This window comes from Spiroplasma eriocheiris (assembly GCF_001029265.1).
GTDB classification, from domain to species: Bacteria; Bacillota_I; Bacilli_A; order Mycoplasmatales; family Mycoplasmataceae; genus Spiroplasma; species Spiroplasma eriocheiris.
Genome location: NZ_CP011856.1, coordinates 866,204 through 883,440, shown reverse-complemented (window position 1 = coordinate 883,440; position 17,237 = coordinate 866,204). Strand labels below are relative to the sequence as shown.

Here is a 17,237-nt window from a genome sequence, read left to right as displayed (position 1 = left end):
TTTTTAATAATATCATTTATCATTTTTACGAAGACTTTTATCATACCTTATTAATTATTTTAAAACAATGTTAATGATAAGGAGCGGTTCTGATGTGACGCAAGCATAAATGACTTTTAATTATTGGAAGTAGTTTGACAGTAATTATCCTAATTCTAAGCTTAGGTTTAGGATTATATTTTGGTTTAACGGCAAAACAAAACCATACAAATAATTCGTCCCCATCATTAGATGAAATGAATAATCCTCAGTACCAACTGCTACACCAATTTAATAATAGAATTATTAATTTTAAAAAAGATTATCAAAATAATTTATATGTGTTATTAGATAATAATGAATTTTGAAAAATAACATCCACTGGGGTCGCTGTCTTATTAATAAAAAAAATTGATATTATTACCACAACTTATCCAATTTTACAATTTGATATTCGTGGTAATTGATATCTTGTTGATGAAATTCAATTGTGAACAGGTAATGGTAATGTTAATAATATCCAAGAATCATTTAATTTCGCCGATCATTATCAAGATAAAGATAATATTCAAATTACTGCTTTTAATGTTAATCCAATGGGGGAATGAATAGCAGCGGTTAATATGAGAGATGCGAAGACAACTGATCTGTGGCAGGGGTCTGTGAGCCATTTGCTCCTCCAAATTGTTAATAAGATGACGGGGGTGATTAATGTTGTTCAATTTGACCACCAAAATAATATTTTCGTGGTCAATAAACAAACTATTTACCAATTTAACTGGACTATGAAAACGCTGGATCCAGTCTATATGAACCCCGTTGATATTATTCAAATTAATTTTGACCACCAAAATAATTGGTATCTCTATGATGTTGAAAGTACGATTCAAATTGGTCACCAAGCCGGAATGTTAATTACTGATCATTACTATCAGTTACCACCACCTTTTTTAACAACAACTACTCGTGATTTTATATATGGATTAAGACATCAGTTTTGATTGCTATATTTAAATTGAAATTTTGATCAAGTTAACCATTGGTCAATGCGAATTCAAAATAGTATTGTTGTTGGTGATACCAACGGAATTATTGGTTATTATCATTTAAAGTTATTTCTTAATTACGAAGGTGAGGCACCGAACAATCTACATGAAGTTATCTTTTGAGTCTTTTATTTTTTAGATGAAAAACACTTGCAACTTGCTACTTTTCACAAAATCTTCAACATTGATTTAACCACCGCCCAAAAATTCCCAATTCCGGAACCAAATAATCATTTTCTAATTTCTGAAAATAAAACTTATTACCTTTTTACCGGCCGTTTCAAAAATAAGTTATAATTAAAACACGACAAAATGCAGAGGGGGATAACATATGTTTCAAGAAAAACTAACCTTAGAATTTTAAAACGAAGAGTATGAATTTCAAACCGTGGCAACAATTGAAAATATTTATTACCAAGCCAAAAACCATATTAAAGTTAATTTTAATTATTATAATAACACGAAAATGAATATCACTGATACGATTACGATTCCGATTGTCGAAGATGTGTCAGTCTTTGAAACTGCTTATCAGGCAATTACTGAATATATTTTCAACCATCTTGTTTGTGAACATGATGAAAAGAAAGAAATTACTACCCATCACCACGATGACCAAACCAATGAAATTATTTTTCATGTTATTTGTACGCGCTGTGGGGCTGAAGCTGACTTACGCGTGCCGTTTAACCCGGAAAAATCATTAAAACAGGAGATGGAAGAATTAATTTGGTTTACACCTGATGAACAACCAAAAGTCGCTACCATTTTACAAGATTAACACAAGGAAACTCACTTTTTTCTCGGTAAATTAAAAGTAGAAAGGAGTGATTTTTAATGTGATATCCTTTTGTTCAACAAGAACAAACAAATGATTGTGCCTATGCTTGCTTGGCAATGCTAGTTAATTATTATCATCATCGTAACCTTAGTATTAGTGAAATTAAAACAACTAACCAGCTTAATTCAAACGGTGATGTTAGTATTTATGAATTAGTTAAGCTCGCCCAGAATTATCAAATTACCTTATCTCCATACCAAGTTACAAAAACTGAATTTTTGAAAATTAAAACCTTTTCGCCAATGGTTGTTTATTTATTAACCAAGGAAGGGCAGGGCCATTTTGTGATTTTATATCAAAAAAAGCGCCACCATTATTTAATTGCTAATCCTGGTGCCCAAAGTTTACAGTGAATGCCAGAAGATGACTTTTTAGGTGCGTTTCAGCATGTTGCTATCTTTACGAAAAAAAATGAAAATCTTAAATTTAAAAATAAATCATTTGCCAATATTTTTTATTTTTTAAAACCATATTGAAAAACAAGTTTAATGTTAATTATTATTGGTATGTTTGTTAACTTTGTCCTGATCTTAAACAAGAGTTTTATTAAAATTTATCTTGATCAACTCCATAAATTAATTCACCATGAAATCATTCTGCTGTTCTTAGTTTTTACACTAATTATTTTGTTGAAGAGTTTTCTCAACTTTTGTTGACAAAAATTATTGTTAAAGTTTCAATTTAGAATTACCCATGATGTCGTAGCATCTTTTATGAATAATTTAAATTCCTTAAGTTTAACCGAATATGAAAAATTTGACCATAGTGACTGGTTAAAACGAATGGAAGATTTAGCCTTATTAGCTAATTTTATTGGGACTACCATGTTAACGGCTTTAATTCGGACCATCATGATGGTGATGAGTTTTATTTTATTATTAACAATTAGTAATGTAATTTTATTAATTGTTATTTTAGAAACAATTTTTAATTTTTTATTAGCCCTCATTTTTTGACAAATTAATAAGATTATTTACTACCGGTGGTACGAAAAATCATTATCTTATCAAAGTCAAGTGCTCCAATATTTTACGAGTTTTATATCCCGCAAATCACGGAATTTGACTGCCCATTTTTATTACCAGTGAAATAAAGAATACCAAGATTTATTACAAGCAACCTATCAATTAGAGAAAGATAGTTATCACCAACAGAGTGCATTAAATATTTTCAGTCAACTTTTAAATTTGGTTATTTTTTACCTGGCGGTTAATTTAATTACGACCCAGCACCTTAGTATTGGTGATTTGATGTTTTACTCGGCGTTAGCATTATATTTTAATGATTTTAGTAATTTATTTGCAAACCTTATTGCCAATAAAAGTCATTTTGTTAATGCTTATCAACGTGTTGAATGATTATTATTTAAGAATTGTGAATCAGCACCTGCACCAAATAATTTACCAACCAAAATTAAAGAAATTACAATTAATAATTTAACATATGAAATTAATGGAATTAATTTATTTAAAAATCTTTCCTTAACTTTTCAGCATCATATTTTTTTAAAAGGAACATCCGGGGTTGGCAAAACAACGTTACTAGCCATTCTTGGCCGTCTCAAAGAAAACTACCAGGGTGAAATTTTAATTAATAAGCAAGTTAACTTAGCAACCGTTGATGAAGCAGAATGGAGAGCAAAAGTTATGATTTTGCACCAACAAGATTACTTATTTGCTAATAGTGTTTATGATAACATTATTAATTTTAATCCTAATGCTGACATTGCAATTTTAAGGAATCCGGTTATCCAAACAATTTTACAAACAAATCAGATTGACTTAACAAGAATGCTTGTTAATAATGGTGATAATTTGTCAAAGGGCCAACGCCAAATTATTTTATTTCTTAATTTACTTTGTCAGCGCAAAGAAGTTTATTTTATTGATGAAAGTTTAAGTAATGTGGATGAAAAAACAAAGTTAGCACTAGTTAATCTTTTATTAACTTCTAAACAAGATAGTTTAATTATTTATTGTGGTCATGATCCCAAAATTGAGCAATCTTTTTCTCAAGTAATTGATTTAAGTGCGGAGGTCCAACGTAATAATGTTTAAAATTAAACCGGGATTTTGACTAATTATTATTCTTAGTTTAATTAGCGCGCTCTTTATTTTTTTAAGCACCCAAACTGTTAGCATTGTTTATAATGGGTTTTTAACTTTGCACAATCTTAGTAGTGATTCTGGAGAAGATGATAACCAAGAAGTAATTTTAGAAATTAATGACCCGCAATTTCATAATCCGGCTTTATTAACCACAGTTAAAATGATTAAATATCAAAAAAATAATTTATGGTACCAAATTACTAACCACTTTCATTCAAGTAATAATTATGTTGTTTTAGAAACCCTCTCTCCAGTTGAACTTGCCACGTGGTACCAACCAGCGCAGGTTTTTCTTGGTAATTTTTCGATGTTAGAATATTTTTTTACGATGGTATTTTAATTTGTTATAATATAAATAGTGAAATGAAGGGTGATTTTGTGGAAGATAATTTTGATATTAATAATGAAACGCATTTTGAAATTGATAATTTTAACCAAGATTTTATTAATATTTTTAACAAAGTTAAGGAAACATTAAAAATCATTGAGCCATTAGAATTAACATTAAATTTTGTTGATGAACAAACTCAGGTTGAATTAAATAAAAGATATCGTCATAAAGATTATGTAGCGGATGTCCTAACTTTTGCGTTAGAAGAAAATGAAGAACTTGATTTATTTAAGTTAACGGGATTGCGCTCATTGGGAGATATTTTTATTTGTTATCCAAAAGCAGTTAGCCAAGCTGAAGAATATCAACATTCATTGCGTAGAGAATTAGCATTTTTATTCACCCACGGGATGCTTCATATTTTAGGTTATGATCACCAAACTAAACAAGACGAAGAAATTATGTTTAATTTACAACGAATTATTCTAAATGATTTACAAATCCTCCGAAATCCAATAGAATAATATTGTGAGTTATTAAGAGAGGAAAAAATAATGGCAAGTCGAAATCCAAACAAAAAAAAGATGTTCTTTAAATTACGTAATAAATTTGCGAATGCTTTTCGTGGTGTTTACACGGCAGTTAAGGAAGAATCAAGTTTAATTATTCATATTATTGTTTCCATTGCGGTAATTGGATTAGGGATTTGACTGCAACGTGAAGTACCTAGTGAATTTGGGTATTTACAATGGGCAATTATCTTGTTAACTATTGGGAGTGTCATTGGTTTTGAATTAATTAACACAATGGTTGAAAACTTTGTTGACTTATTATCATTTGAATATAATATTAAGGCCAAAAAGATTAAAGATATTTGTGCCGCGGCGACCTTAATTAACTCAATTTTAGCTATTGTGATTGGTTTACTAATTATGTTACCACCATTAGTTGATGTTATTAAAATTTATTTAAAAATTTCATAAAAGAAAGAGTAAAGGAAAATAGCAATGAGTAGTTGATTTGATAAATTAAATAAGTTAAAGGACCATGCTTATGTTCCTTATTCCAAGTTTCATGTTGCTTGTATTTGCGAATTAACTGATGGTCAGACGGTTGCGGGTGTGAATGTAGAAAATGCTGCCTATCCCGTTGGATTATGTGCCGAGCGAACAGCTTTATCCCAAGTTTATACTTTAGGATATCAAAAAAAAGATATTAAAAAACTTTATTTATATACTGATAGTCACCATATTGGTTCCCCTTGTGGAATGTGTCGCCAATTTATTTTTGAATTAGTTGGTGGGGAAGTAGATATTGAAATTTATAATCAGGGGGGCGAGTCATTAACGATTAAAGTTGCTGATTTATTACCATATGGTTTTACTAGTGGAGATTTAAGTTAGTTATGAAGTTTAGTAAGAAAAAACCGGAAGTTAAAAAACTAAAGTTCCATGATGACTTGGAAACGGTTGATTTAGAAAATAGTACCGATTTAATTACGCCCCAAGTTTATAAAACAGTGCCTGACAGTGAACTTGCCCAATATATGGAAAATAACAAGATTTATATTAAATTATTTTATACAATGCATGACAAAAGGATTTTATTTCGTCATAATTTTTGGCGCAAATTGCCAAATAGTAACATCCAAGATTATGCTAAAAAATATATTAATGCTTTAACAGAACGATTAAAAATAAATGGGATGCATTTAACCGAATCAGAATTTAATTCGCCTTGGGAAATTCATGAATATGATGTTGAAGGTTACCAAGGGATTAATTTAAAAACAGTTAGTATTAAGAGTTGAGTTAAAAATGAAAACAATAATAAATGAGTAATTGTGGTCCATGGTTTAAACTCGCATAAATTTCGTTCAATTTTCTTTGGGCTAATTTATTTGCGCTTAGGTTATAATATTTTAGTTTATGATCAACGTAACCATGGTGAATCCGATAAAAGTATTACCACAATGGGTTACAATGAAAAATATGACTTATCCGCAATTGTTAATTTTTTAAAAACCCAATTTAAAGGGAATGTTGACGAAATTAACTTTCATGGGTGGTCAATGGGGACTTTTGTGATTGTTGAATATTTAAAAGAAGATTATGAAAGAGAACGGAAATTAATTAAATGAATTGTTCTTGATTCAACTGTTGCTAATCTAAATGATTTATACCGCTATTATATTTTGAAATTACGTTTTAATTATTTTGAACATTTTTATGCGATTCGCAGATATGCAATTGATACGCGCGGTTATGATCCCGAAGAGTTAAATCCCGGGGAAGGGTTAGAACCATTGAAACGGTTACCATTTTTATATATTTTAAACAAACACGACCATGCCACACCTTATTTAATGGGTGAAGAAGCATATCAAAATAAAATTGCGAGTGAAAAACCCCAGCTTAGTGTTAAGGTTGATTTTGACGGTGACCATGTACGTGGTATTTATAATGATCCAGATAAATATTTATCCTCAATTGCTGAGTTTATTAAAAAGTATTCAAAATAAAAGATAACCTTCAGGTTATCTTTTATTCTTTTTGATAATCTTTTCTTTTACTAGTTTTGGTTTTAATTCAATTTTTAAATTTAACCCAAACTTTTTCATACCATAATGTTTTATTATGGTATTTCTCAAACACTTTAAACATTGCATTATTTAATAAAGTTAATAAAATTTGCACGCCCGAAAAAATAACAAAAAATCCAAAAATAATTAACAGACTATATTCAACTTTTGAAGCATTTTCCACCATGGGGAAATTTAAATCTAAGAAGGGATAGGCCCAAGTGGTGTTTCCATCTTTTGTTCATATTGCTCCGCGCACCACAACATAAAAAAAGTAAAATAATGGGTAGCTGATTGCAACTCACCAGTCTTTTTTAACAAAATTTTTGACCCAATGAATTTTATAATCTCCAAAAGTTAGGAAAGTATAAATAAAGAATAAGATTGGCATCACAAAGTGGGTAACAACTGTACAAGCAACTTGTGCTGAAGTATAATCACTAATTGTTAACTGGCCATTTTTATAACCAGTAATAATTCCAATTCAAAAAATGATAAACATCAAAATATTTCAATTTAGAATGCTTAATTTAAAATTTGTTGAAAAAAATCAGTTTTTTTGCTCGCGATGATGATTAAAAATAATTAAAATTAACCAGACAATGGTAATAATATTAACTTGGACCGAATAAAAACTTAATAAGACATCATAATTTTGTAAACTATAATCAGTTACTCAAGGATCAAAACGTGGATTAACATATCAAAATTCTTTAAAACAATTCATATAGAAACCATAAGCTAAAAAACCAAAGGCAATTGCACTAATGATAATTTTATAGTATCAAATGTAATCTTTATATCATTTTTTAGGAATTCACCGTTTCATTTTGATGCCTCACTTATGTCTTTTATTACAATTATCTACATCATAACGGAATTAAAAGTATTTATCAACACTATCTTTTGGGAGAAATTAAAGTTATAATAAAAATATCAATTTGATAGAAGAGGTGAAAAAAATGTCTAATCAAGTTAAAATTGAAAAACTACAATCAATTATTAGTCGTGATTTAACTTTAATTATGCAAAGGGAAATTAAGGGCCAAGTTTTAAGTGGGATTTCAATTAGTGAAGTAAAATTAACAAATGATTTAAGTCATGCGAAAGTTTATTACTCCTCATTAATGTCAAAAGATAAAGATGAATTGCAAAATACAATTGATCGTTATCGTAAAGAAATTCGATCAAAATTGGCACATAAATTAGATACTTATAAATGTCCAGAGTTAGAATTCATTTATGATGATTCTTTAGATAATGCTAATAAAATTGAAGCAATTTTAAAAAAAGTAAAAGAATAAGTTTATTAAAAAATTATATGACCCAATAGGGTCTTTTTAATTAATAAATAATTCATCTATCTTGATAAAATTTTTGGATCCGATATTATTAATAATACAATAAGGAGAATTAAAATGAACTGACGGTATTTTTTAAAAAGGTTTAATATGAAGTTATTACCAACATTATATTTAATATTTTTATGTTGATATTTTTTCATGTTTTTCTTTTTGCCAGCTCTGATTCCGTGAGTGTTATTAATATTAGTCTTTACTTGAATTAAGAAAAAATTTAATACGAAAACAATTTTCTTTAGTGGATGATTTATTATTACATTAATATTAACCTTATGGATGTTTATTTTACAAATTGGGTTTGTCATTTTTGCCTTTAAACAGTTCCATGAATCTTTATTTGTTTTAGGTTGAATTACTTTATTTGGAACTTATTATACTATTATTATTTTTCAGAAGTTTAAAATTGTTTATTTCTTAATAGAAGAAAAAGAACCAATAAAATCAGATCTTGAAATAATAACTATTATACCTGACCAAGCGCTCCGGTGGTTATTATTTATCATCGTTCTGCAGAATAAAATAAGAAAATTAAAAATTAAAACGGTGTTATCACCCCCAAGTTTTCTAAAATAAACTAATATTTTAGAAAGGGTGTAAACATGAAAAAAGCAATTATTATTAAAAATGTTAGTAAAACAAATATTTTAAATGCAATTAATCTAGAAATTGAACATCAAGAAATTATAGCAATTATGGGTTTTAGCGGTTCTGGTAAAACAACGCTTTTAAATTTAATATCAGGACTGGATAGCCCAACTACGGGAACAATTGAACTCAACGGAACAAATTTAACCAAATTAAAAGAACCACAGTTAACAAAATTTCGCTCGCAAAATATTTCTTATATTTTTCAGGATTATAAATTAATTGATTATCTTACAATCAAAGAGAATATTTTAATTACCCAGCGAATTAATCACCAAAAAATTGATAATAATAAATTAGATTACTTAGTAAAAACTTTAAATTTAGAGCAAGTTAAAAACTTAAAAATTAATTATTTAAGTGGAGGTCAAAAACAACGAGTATCAATTGCCCGTGCTTTAATTGGCAATAATAATTTTATTTTTGCTGATGAACCAACTGGTGCTTTAGATTTGATTACCCGTGACCAAATTTTAAAGGAATTAATTAATAATGTACGGCACTTTCAAAAAACTTTAATTATTGTTACCCATGATCCTTATGTTGCTCAATATGCTGATCGTATTATTTTTATTGCTGATCATCAAATTGAATCAATTCATCCGCAACTACAACTTGATGATATTGAAAAGAAAATGAAAGCACTATTTAAAAATGTTTAAGTTTGCCATTTTTCAATTTAAAAAGAATTGATCGCTCTCACTTGCAACATATTGTACTTTATTTATTGGAGCCTTATTTATTGGCACCTTTTTAAACTTATTAATTGCCAGTTTTATTAACAGTGCTCAACCAAAGTCGACAAATACAACATTATTTTTCACTATTTATTTTGGATTAGTTACCTTAATTTCATTATTAATAATTAAAATAATTTTAAAATTAAATTTTAATTTAAAATTAGAGCAATATATGAATTTAAGAATTCTGGGGTTTCGAATTGGTCAAATTCGTTACCTTGTGTTTTTAGAAAATATTATTTTCTTAGTACCAATATTAGCGTTAGCTTTTGGGTTGTCTTTTCCGGTAGCCAATTATTTTATTAAATTACTAATGCAAAGATCAATTGTTGATGCTAGTTTTAGGCTCTACCAAAACCCAGGGTTAATTATTGGGTATGTAATTATTGGAACGCTCTTTGTTAATGTTCTGCTATATTTAGCAACTTTTAAGGTAAAAACAATTAGTGTTACCAAGTTAGCCAACAAAAATAAAAATAATAAAAAAGTTTTATGACTTAAAATCATTCTGGGTTGTCTTTTTTTGGGTTTCGAATTTGGAATTTACTATTCAAATGCAACCTTAAATGGTGCAACTTTCCTTTTTGGTGGATTATTTATAATTATTAGCTTTAATTTAATGGGAAAAGAAATTATTGGAATAATATTCCTTGGCATTACTAAGATAAATAAGAAAGCCTGCTATTTGCAAAATGCGGGAAAAGAATTTTATAGTTCATTAAATAAACTATTTCAAATTATTTTAGTGATAATAATTATTATTTTTTTCTTAACTTATTCATTATATGGTCTTAATTTTGAGGCATCTGTGCCCACTTTGAAGGGTTCTAATAATAATTCTCACCTTATTATTTTTAAACATGCGTTAGAATTTTTAGGAACAATTTTATTATTTGTGTTAGGGGTTTTTCTATTGTGATTGCCATTAACTATTTGTGAGTTTTTATCATTAGTAATCTTAATGAATATGAGTTATTAAGAAAATTAGGTTATCAAAGAAAGAAAATATTCTTGCATTTATTCTATCAATCAATTTTACTAAGTTTCTTTGCCTTAATCGGTGGTTATTTACCAACATTAATTATTGGTTTAATTTTCCAAGAGGATCATCTTTTACAAAGTCCCTTTATTTGAATTTTAATTCCAATCATTTTAGTTAGTAGTATTTTAATAATTAACTTTAGTATTCTGTGGTGTCAATTTAAGTTTAAAAAAATATCTTAAAAATAGTAGTTTAAAACTACTATTTTTATTTATTATGTAATTCATATAAGTGCATGATATTTTCTAATAGTGAGGCAATTGTCATCGGACCAACTCCCCCGGGGACGGGTGAAATCATTTTAACTTTGGAGTAGACATCATCAAAATCAACATCCCCACATAGTTTATTATTTTCATCCCGATTAGTTCCCACATCAATAATAATGACATTTTCTTTAATCATTTCTTTGGTTAACATTTTTGGTTTTCCCACAGCCATAACTAAAATGTCAGCTTGTTTAGTGTAATAAGATAAATTATTTGTTTTGGAATGGCAAACAGTTACAGTAGCATGAGCGTTAATTGTTAAGTTAGCAAGAGGTTTGCCCACAATGTTACTTCTTCCGACAATAACAACATGCTGTCCAACTAAGTCAATATTATAATAGTTAAATAAACTCATAATCCCTTTGGGAGTAGCAGGCACAACTTTTGTTTTATTAATCATTAGATTTCCAAGGACATGAGCTGAAAATCCATCCACATCTTTTAAGACATCAATAGCATCAATAATTTTATTAGTGTCAATTTGATCAGGCAAGGGTAACTGAACTAAAATACCATCAACATTGGGGTCATTATTTAAGGTAATAATATGTTCAATTAGTTCTTGTTCAGTAATTGTTACTGGATATTTTAGTAAATTAAATAAAATTCCGACTTTTTCACAGGCAATTTTTTTATTTTTAATATAAGTACTACTAGCCGCATTATCGCCAACTTGGATTACACATAGTTTTGGTGTTCGATAATTATTCAGTTTAATATTATTAATTTCGGCAGTAATTTTAGCTTTAATTTCACTGGCCACTAATTTTCCATCAATTATTTTTTCTTCCATTTTTGGTTCCTTTCTTAATACAATCTATCAATATTTTATATGAAAAGTAGTAATTTTAATAATTAAAAAATATTATATTAGCATTTAAGATATAATCATAGTAAGAAATTAGTTGAAAGGAATGATTGTTATGAAAGATATTCGTAACATTGCAAAACAAATTAATTTAGCAACTGATGATTTAATTTTGTATGGTGAAAATATTGCTAAAATTAAATATAATAATTTTGAGCAGATGAACCGCAAGGGCAAATTAATTTTAGTTACTTCTATTAATCCCACCAAAGCAGGGGAGGGAAAAACTACTTCGGCAATTGGAATTGCTGATAAATTAAATAATTTAGGACATCAAACAATCTTAGCATTGCGTGAACCTTCGTTAGGACCGGTCTTAGGTTTGAAAGGATCAGCTACTGGTGGGGGAGAGTGTGTATTATTACCAGAAAATGAAATTAATCTCCATTTTACTGGAGATTTTCATGCGATTACCAGTGCAAATAATTTAGTATCAGCAATGATTGATAATTTTTTATATTGAGATAATCCACTCCAAATTGATATTAATAAAATTGTGTGACAACGTTGTTTAGATTTGAATGATCGTGCTTTACGGGAAGTTGAGATTACTATTAAAAAAGATCTTGTCCGCAAGGAAAAATTTCAAATTACTGCAGCTAGTGAAATTATGGCAATTTTAAGTTTAAGTAAGAACCTTACTGATTTAAGACAACGTTTAGATCAAACAATTGTTGCTTATAATATTAATAATAAGCCAATTTATATTAAAGACTTAAAAATAACTGGTTCGTTACTAGCTTTATTAAAAGATGCCATTTTGCCAAATTTAGTTCAAACTAAATACGAAACTCCCGCATTTATTCATTGTGGCCCATTTGCTAATATTTCACATGGGACGAATTCAATTATTGCCACGGAGTTAGGGTTAAAATTAAGTGACTATGTTGTTTGTGAAACTGGTTTTGGTAGTGATCTGGGTTTTGAAAAATTTAATGATATTGTTAATTCGCATCAAGAGTTTACTCCTGACTGTACGGTATTGGTGGTTACCATTAAAGCATTAAAATTAAATGGAGACTTGCCAGAAGAAAAATTAGATACTGTTGATTTATCAAGTCTTGCTAAAGGTTTAACTCACTTGGAGCACCATATTAATATTATTAGAAATTACCATTTAAATTTTTTAGTTTGTATTAATCGATTTGCCACTGATTTACCAGTTGAAATTGAATTTTTAACTGATTGATTAGAAAAAAATAAAATTGAATATGGCATTAATAATACTTATCATTTAGGAATTAAAGACCAACCAGATTTAGCAAATAAAATTATTAAATTAACAAATCAACCACAACACTATACACCAATTATTGATTTTAACCATACTTTAGTAAATGAAAAAATTGATATAATTTGTCAAAAAATATATGCTACCAATAATATTGAATATCGCCCCGAAGCATTAGCTAAAATTAAGCATTATAATACTTCGGAATTTAAACATTTTCCAGTTTGTATGACTAAAAATCACCAAACAATTTGGGGGAACGCTGATCGCCATGATAATAAAGTAATCATTAGGGATATTAAATTAAATTCAGGAGCGCAATATTTTATTGTTTATTTATCAAAAATTATTACCTTACCAGGATTAAATAAGAATCCGAATGCCTTTGGAATTGATGTTCAAGATAATACAATAATTAACATTAAATAATTTTTTAATTCAAGATATAATTAATAAGAAGAGGAATTTTTAAATTCAATAGAAGAAGGACTACAGATGGACAAGAAACCAAAGTTTTTAGAATTGAATAGTATTGTTAGTAAACATTTTAATTTACAGACCAATATTAAACGAAAGTTAAAAACAATTTTTGATAATTACCGCCAGGCGTTTAAAAAATATGGTTATCAAACAATTGCCCTTGGCGAATTTGGCTGTAAAACCTTAACAAAATATGAAAAGATTGAATTAGAAATTGCGGTTGTTAAATACTTGCCAAAAACAGCAACTGGTTTGCGGGAAAAAATGTTTCAGAATATTGCTAGTGAAATTCGTAAAAATAATAATTACACTGACTCAAAAAATACGCAAAATGATGGTTATTTAGAATATTTAGTTGAAGAGGAAGTTACCATTAAAGTTCGTATTATTCCGTTTTGTTATAAAAATAATAATGGGAAACTTGATTACTTTTTTTGACGCAACGGGGTGGAAAAAACTGATAATATGATTCAGGTTGTCCAGCATTTTAACAAAGCTAATAAAATTTCAAATAATTTATTGCGATGTTTAGTTAAACTAATTAAATATGTCTTAAAAGGAGACTTTGCTTATTATTATATTTTATACACCCTAGTTTTGCGTTGATTTTATGAATATTTTATCAAACGCTATGATGCTTTTTTGCAGAAGATTGATAGTATTAATCGCCTTGAGAAAAAGGACTTAGAAAAATATAATAATATTAACTATCAAAAAAACTGGTTTAATAAAAATATTGATGGCGAAGAATTAATCTTTTATATTTTAGAGCGTTTTTGACGTTCAGAAACTTATTATTTCCGTGAGTTTGAATTTATTGAAGAAGAAATTTTTGAATCAATTTCTCGTTATAGTTGGTATACTAATAGTGTTTTTTTAACACCATATGATTACTATGTTGATTTTAAAATTTATAATATTAAAGAATTTAATGATTTAAATATAGTTCAGAATGAATTAAAAAATTCCCAAATTTCTCGCATTCAATATGATTATTGTCGTTCCCATGATTTAGGGATTTATGTGACTCCTATTAAAATTGAAGGAGTGGTTGGTTTTATTGACTATGCGATTAATTTTAAAAAGAAAGCAACTGAATTATTTAAAAAACTAGATCCTGAAAAACGGAAAGATGCGATTAGTGTTAATCAACGCGAAATTATGGAAGAATTAAATTTAATTGCCCACAAGTGATTAACAACTTATCGGCAAAAATTAACATATATTAAAACTTATTTTGATCGAAAATATCCAATTTTATCTGGGACTAACTACTATATGAAAATCCAAGCAATTATTTCTTCGGTGGATAATCTAAAAAATGATGACTATATTATTGGATATGATACTTAATTTTTTAATAATTAAGTCATTAATAAAATGATAAAAATATAATTCAAATGATTTTCATAATTTAAGAAAATAGGATAAAATTAATAGTATATAAATTTATTATTTATATTGAGTTGCAGAAAAATATTTGTCTAATAAGGAGAGAAAATATGGAAAGTAATGAAATTGGTAGGGGTAGTCCATTCTATAATGCTGTTATTAAAGAACTATCTTTAATTGTGGAAACCGAAAATATTGTGAACCAAATTAATCCAATCTTATCATTAGAAATTAAATTATATTATATTAAGAAGAATGGTAATTATACAATGACAGAAAAAGATGATATTATGAAACGCATTATTATCGAAAAAACTCGTAGTTTAGAACATACCATTAGTGGGCTAGTTAAAGAATATGCTGATGCTTACCAACGTCTTTATCAAAAAGAACCCGAGTTACACTATACTTATATTAAAATTTTAAAAAAAGTTAAGTTAGTTGCTCAGGAGTTATATGGTCAAAAATTAAATTATGTTAAAACTTTTTATTTCCGTTATTTAGAATGAATGATGTGAAATGAAAACTTGCAAGATTTACGTTCACAAGCGGTTAAAAAAATTCGCTCGGGGTACCACAAGAATGGTTAATAGTTATGAGCGTTTGCTTCAACGCAACGATTTAATTGAAGATGTTCAAAACAGCTTTTTAGAATTATCAAAGGCAATGGGCGAATTGACAAAAATTGTTTTAGATAATAATAAAGATTTTGAACAATTTTTAGCAAGTAATCCTCATCTAAAAAAGACATTGGCGGTAGCTCAACAAAATTATCGCTTGATCGGGGACAAAATTTTAATAATTAGTGATTTACAAAAAACAATTTACGGAACTTTAACAGAAATTGCTAAAATTTTATTTGAAGAAGCAATTATGGTAAGTAAAGACAACGAAAGTAATTTTAACAAAGTATCGGAAATTATTGAAAATCTTGAAAAAAATAATGGGGAATTTCAAATTAATCAAAAAGAATTAGCAGAATTTATTAATAAAGAAGCGCTAGATGATGAATTTCAAGAATTACTAGAAGGCTATAATTTAATTCCAAGTGAAGAGCAAAAAGATGATGAGTAAGGAGATAATTATAATTATCTCTTTTTTTCTTGGCCATTATATTATAGAATAACCTTAACAAGGCAAAATTAAGGAGACAAGAAAATGAAAAAGATTGTATTAGCAATTACTGGTAGTGTTGCTGCTTTTAAGGGGTTAAAATTATATGAAGCTTTAAAAAAGAAATACCATGTTGAGTTAGTGCTTACCAAAGGAGCTCTGCATTTTTTAGAAAATCTACCGGCAGAAATTAATACTGAAATTTTTACTCATGACTATTATAGTAAAAATGATCCCTCTGAGCATATTGGGATTGCCAAAGATAGTGATTTATTTATTTGCTATCCTGCGACCCATAATTTTATTGCTCAGATTGCGAATGGTTTTACGGATAGTTTAGCAAGTTTAGTATATAGTGCCACGGATGCTTATAAAATGGTATTTCCAACGATGAATACGGTAATGTATAATTCACCAGCTAATTTACGTAATTTAGAAACTCTAACCAGGGATGGGGTGGAAGTTTTACCAGCTAAATATGGGTTATTAGCATGTAAAATTTATGGTATTGGTCGTGCGTGGGGATGAGAAGATGTTTTGACCCATGTCGAAGAGTATTTTTCTTTCCAAGACCAGTTTCAAAATCGTAAAGTTTTATTGAACTTTGGTCGCACGAGAACTTATCTTGATGGCATTCGCTACATAACAAATAATTCATCGGGTAAAATGGGGGATGCCTTAGCTCATGTTTTACAGTGAGCAAAAGCCGACCTTACTGTTGTACAAGGGGATGTTGATATCCCCATAAATTACTCAACCACAAAAGTAACCACTAACCAAGAAATGCTCCAGGTAATGTTAAAAAATTATGCCGAGCAAGATATCGTGATTGCTTGTGCCGCTTTAAATGATTACCAAATTGCTGATCCGCTAACGGGGAAAATTAGCAAAAAAACTCATCCGGAGTTGGAAGTCAAATTAACAGCAAATGTTGATGTTTTAAAAGAATTAGGAGCGCAGAAAACACACCAATTTTTAGTTGGGTTTAGTGCCCAAAATAATTTTGACTTAGAATATGCGAAAGAAAAGTTAATACAGAAGAATTTAGACTTAATTGTCGTTAACGAAATTTCAGCAATGAATAGTGAGGAAAATAAAATTATTTTATTATCAAAAACAAGAACGTTACCGGTGGATAATAGTTCAAAATTAGGAATTGCGAAAGCAATTATCAATGAAATTTTATTTTTACAGCAAAAGGAGCAATAAT

At 28.3% G+C, this 17,237-nt stretch carries 19 protein-coding genes; 17 read left to right on the top strand and 2 right to left on the bottom strand.

Annotated elements, in window-relative coordinates; genetic code table 4:
* Window positions 1-92: 92 nt before the first annotated feature.
* The 8 genes from SERIO_RS04030 (at window position 93) to SERIO_RS03995 (ending at window position 6,826) form a co-directional block, all read left to right on the top strand.
* The gene (locus SERIO_RS04030) at window positions 93-1,322 is read left to right on the top strand and encodes a hypothetical protein (RefSeq protein WP_047791584.1); all 1,230 of its coding nucleotides are present in this window, start codon (window positions 93-95) and stop codon (window positions 1,320-1,322) included.
* A 91-nt stretch (window positions 1,323-1,413) separates the two neighbouring features.
* On the top strand, window positions 1,414-1,806 hold the full coding sequence (locus SERIO_RS04025) for a hypothetical protein (RefSeq protein WP_047791583.1): 393 nt from the start codon (window positions 1,414-1,416) through the stop codon (window positions 1,804-1,806).
* A 56-nt stretch (window positions 1,807-1,862) separates the two neighbouring features.
* Window positions 1,863-3,923: a cysteine peptidase family C39 domain-containing protein gene (locus SERIO_RS04020; protein ID WP_053040843.1), complete on the top strand. Its 2,061-nt coding sequence runs from the start codon at window positions 1,863-1,865 to the stop codon at window positions 3,921-3,923.
* Window positions 3,916-4,314, top strand: a complete 399-nt coding sequence (locus SERIO_RS04015; protein ID WP_047791582.1) for a hypothetical protein — start codon at window positions 3,916-3,918, stop codon at window positions 4,312-4,314. Before SERIO_RS04020 ends, SERIO_RS04015 begins: the two co-directional genes overlap by 8 nt.
* A 38-nt stretch (window positions 4,315-4,352) precedes the next feature.
* Window positions 4,353-4,829, top strand: a complete 477-nt coding sequence (gene ybeY / locus SERIO_RS04010; protein ID WP_047791581.1) for an rRNA maturation RNase YbeY — start codon at window positions 4,353-4,355, stop codon at window positions 4,827-4,829.
* Between the two features lie 30 nt (window positions 4,830-4,859).
* Complete coding sequence (locus SERIO_RS04005) at window positions 4,860-5,288, top strand: diacylglycerol kinase family protein (RefSeq protein WP_047791580.1); 429 nt, start codon at window positions 4,860-4,862, stop codon at window positions 5,286-5,288.
* Window positions 5,289-5,312: 24 nt separating this feature from the next.
* The gene (gene cdd, locus SERIO_RS04000) at window positions 5,313-5,708 is read left to right on the top strand and encodes a cytidine deaminase (RefSeq protein WP_047791579.1); all 396 of its coding nucleotides are present in this window, start codon (window positions 5,313-5,315) and stop codon (window positions 5,706-5,708) included.
* A 2-nt stretch (window positions 5,709-5,710) separates the two neighbouring features.
* Window positions 5,711-6,826 carry an alpha/beta hydrolase gene (locus tag SERIO_RS03995; protein WP_047791578.1) on the top strand — a complete coding sequence of 372 codons (1,116 nt, stop codon included), beginning with the start codon at window positions 5,711-5,713 and terminating at the stop codon, window positions 6,824-6,826.
* Between the two features lie 22 nt (window positions 6,827-6,848).
* Here SERIO_RS03995 and SERIO_RS03990 read toward each other — a convergent pair whose 3' ends face one another.
* Entirely contained in the window at window positions 6,849-7,715 is an 867-nt protein-coding gene (locus SERIO_RS03990) for a hypothetical protein (protein ID WP_047791577.1), read from the bottom strand.
* 133 nt (window positions 7,716-7,848) lie between these two features.
* Here SERIO_RS03990 and rbfA point away from each other — a divergent pair, with 133 nt between their 5' ends.
* The 4 genes from rbfA to SERIO_RS03970 all read left to right on the top strand — a co-directional run bounded on the left by rbfA (window position 7,849) and on the right by SERIO_RS03970 (window position 10,611).
* Complete coding sequence (gene rbfA / locus SERIO_RS03985; RefSeq protein ID WP_047791576.1) at window positions 7,849-8,190, top strand: 30S ribosome-binding factor RbfA; 342 nt, start codon at window positions 7,849-7,851, stop codon at window positions 8,188-8,190.
* 114 nt (window positions 8,191-8,304) lie between these two features.
* Entirely contained in the window at window positions 8,305-8,820 is a 516-nt protein-coding gene (locus SERIO_RS03980; RefSeq protein ID WP_047791575.1) for a hypothetical protein, read from the top strand.
* Window positions 8,821-8,846: 26 nt separating this feature from the next.
* On the top strand, window positions 8,847-9,554 hold the full coding sequence (locus tag SERIO_RS03975) for an ABC transporter ATP-binding protein (RefSeq protein ID WP_047791574.1): 708 nt from the start codon (window positions 8,847-8,849) through the stop codon (window positions 9,552-9,554).
* Window positions 9,547-10,611, top strand: coding sequence for an FtsX-like permease family protein (locus SERIO_RS03970; RefSeq protein ID WP_047791573.1), 1,065 nt, complete (start codon window positions 9,547-9,549; stop codon window positions 10,609-10,611). The genes SERIO_RS03975 and SERIO_RS03970 overlap by 8 nt, the downstream gene beginning before the upstream one ends.
* A 270-nt stretch (window positions 10,612-10,881) precedes the next feature.
* Here SERIO_RS03970 and SERIO_RS03960 read toward each other — a convergent pair whose 3' ends face one another.
* Window positions 10,882-11,736: a bifunctional 5,10-methylenetetrahydrofolate dehydrogenase/5,10-methenyltetrahydrofolate cyclohydrolase gene (locus SERIO_RS03960; protein ID WP_047791571.1), complete on the bottom strand. Its 855-nt coding sequence runs from the start codon at window positions 11,734-11,736 to the stop codon at window positions 10,882-10,884.
* 130 nt (window positions 11,737-11,866) lie between these two features.
* On the opposite strand from SERIO_RS03960, the gene SERIO_RS03955 reads away from it, so the two are divergent.
* From SERIO_RS03955 to coaBC, 5 genes are all read left to right on the top strand, one after another.
* Window positions 11,867-13,471, top strand: a complete 1,605-nt coding sequence (locus tag SERIO_RS03955) for a formate--tetrahydrofolate ligase (RefSeq protein WP_047791570.1) — start codon at window positions 11,867-11,869, stop codon at window positions 13,469-13,471.
* 66 nt (window positions 13,472-13,537) lie between these two features.
* Entirely contained in the window at window positions 13,538-14,875 is a 1,338-nt protein-coding gene (locus SERIO_RS03950) for a hypothetical protein (RefSeq protein ID WP_047791569.1), read from the top strand.
* A gap of 149 nt (window positions 14,876-15,024) precedes the next feature.
* The gene (locus tag SERIO_RS03945; protein ID WP_047791568.1) at window positions 15,025-15,504 is read left to right on the top strand and encodes a hypothetical protein; all 480 of its coding nucleotides are present in this window, start codon (window positions 15,025-15,027) and stop codon (window positions 15,502-15,504) included.
* Window positions 15,497-15,988: a hypothetical protein gene (locus tag SERIO_RS03940; RefSeq protein WP_047791567.1), complete on the top strand. Its 492-nt coding sequence runs from the start codon at window positions 15,497-15,499 to the stop codon at window positions 15,986-15,988. The genes SERIO_RS03945 and SERIO_RS03940 overlap by 8 nt, the downstream gene beginning before the upstream one ends.
* Window positions 15,989-16,072: 84 nt before the next feature.
* Window positions 16,073-17,236, top strand: coding sequence for a bifunctional phosphopantothenoylcysteine decarboxylase/phosphopantothenate--cysteine ligase CoaBC (gene coaBC / locus SERIO_RS03935; RefSeq protein WP_047791566.1), 1,164 nt, complete (start codon window positions 16,073-16,075; stop codon window positions 17,234-17,236).
* Window position 17,237: the final 1 nt, after the last annotated feature.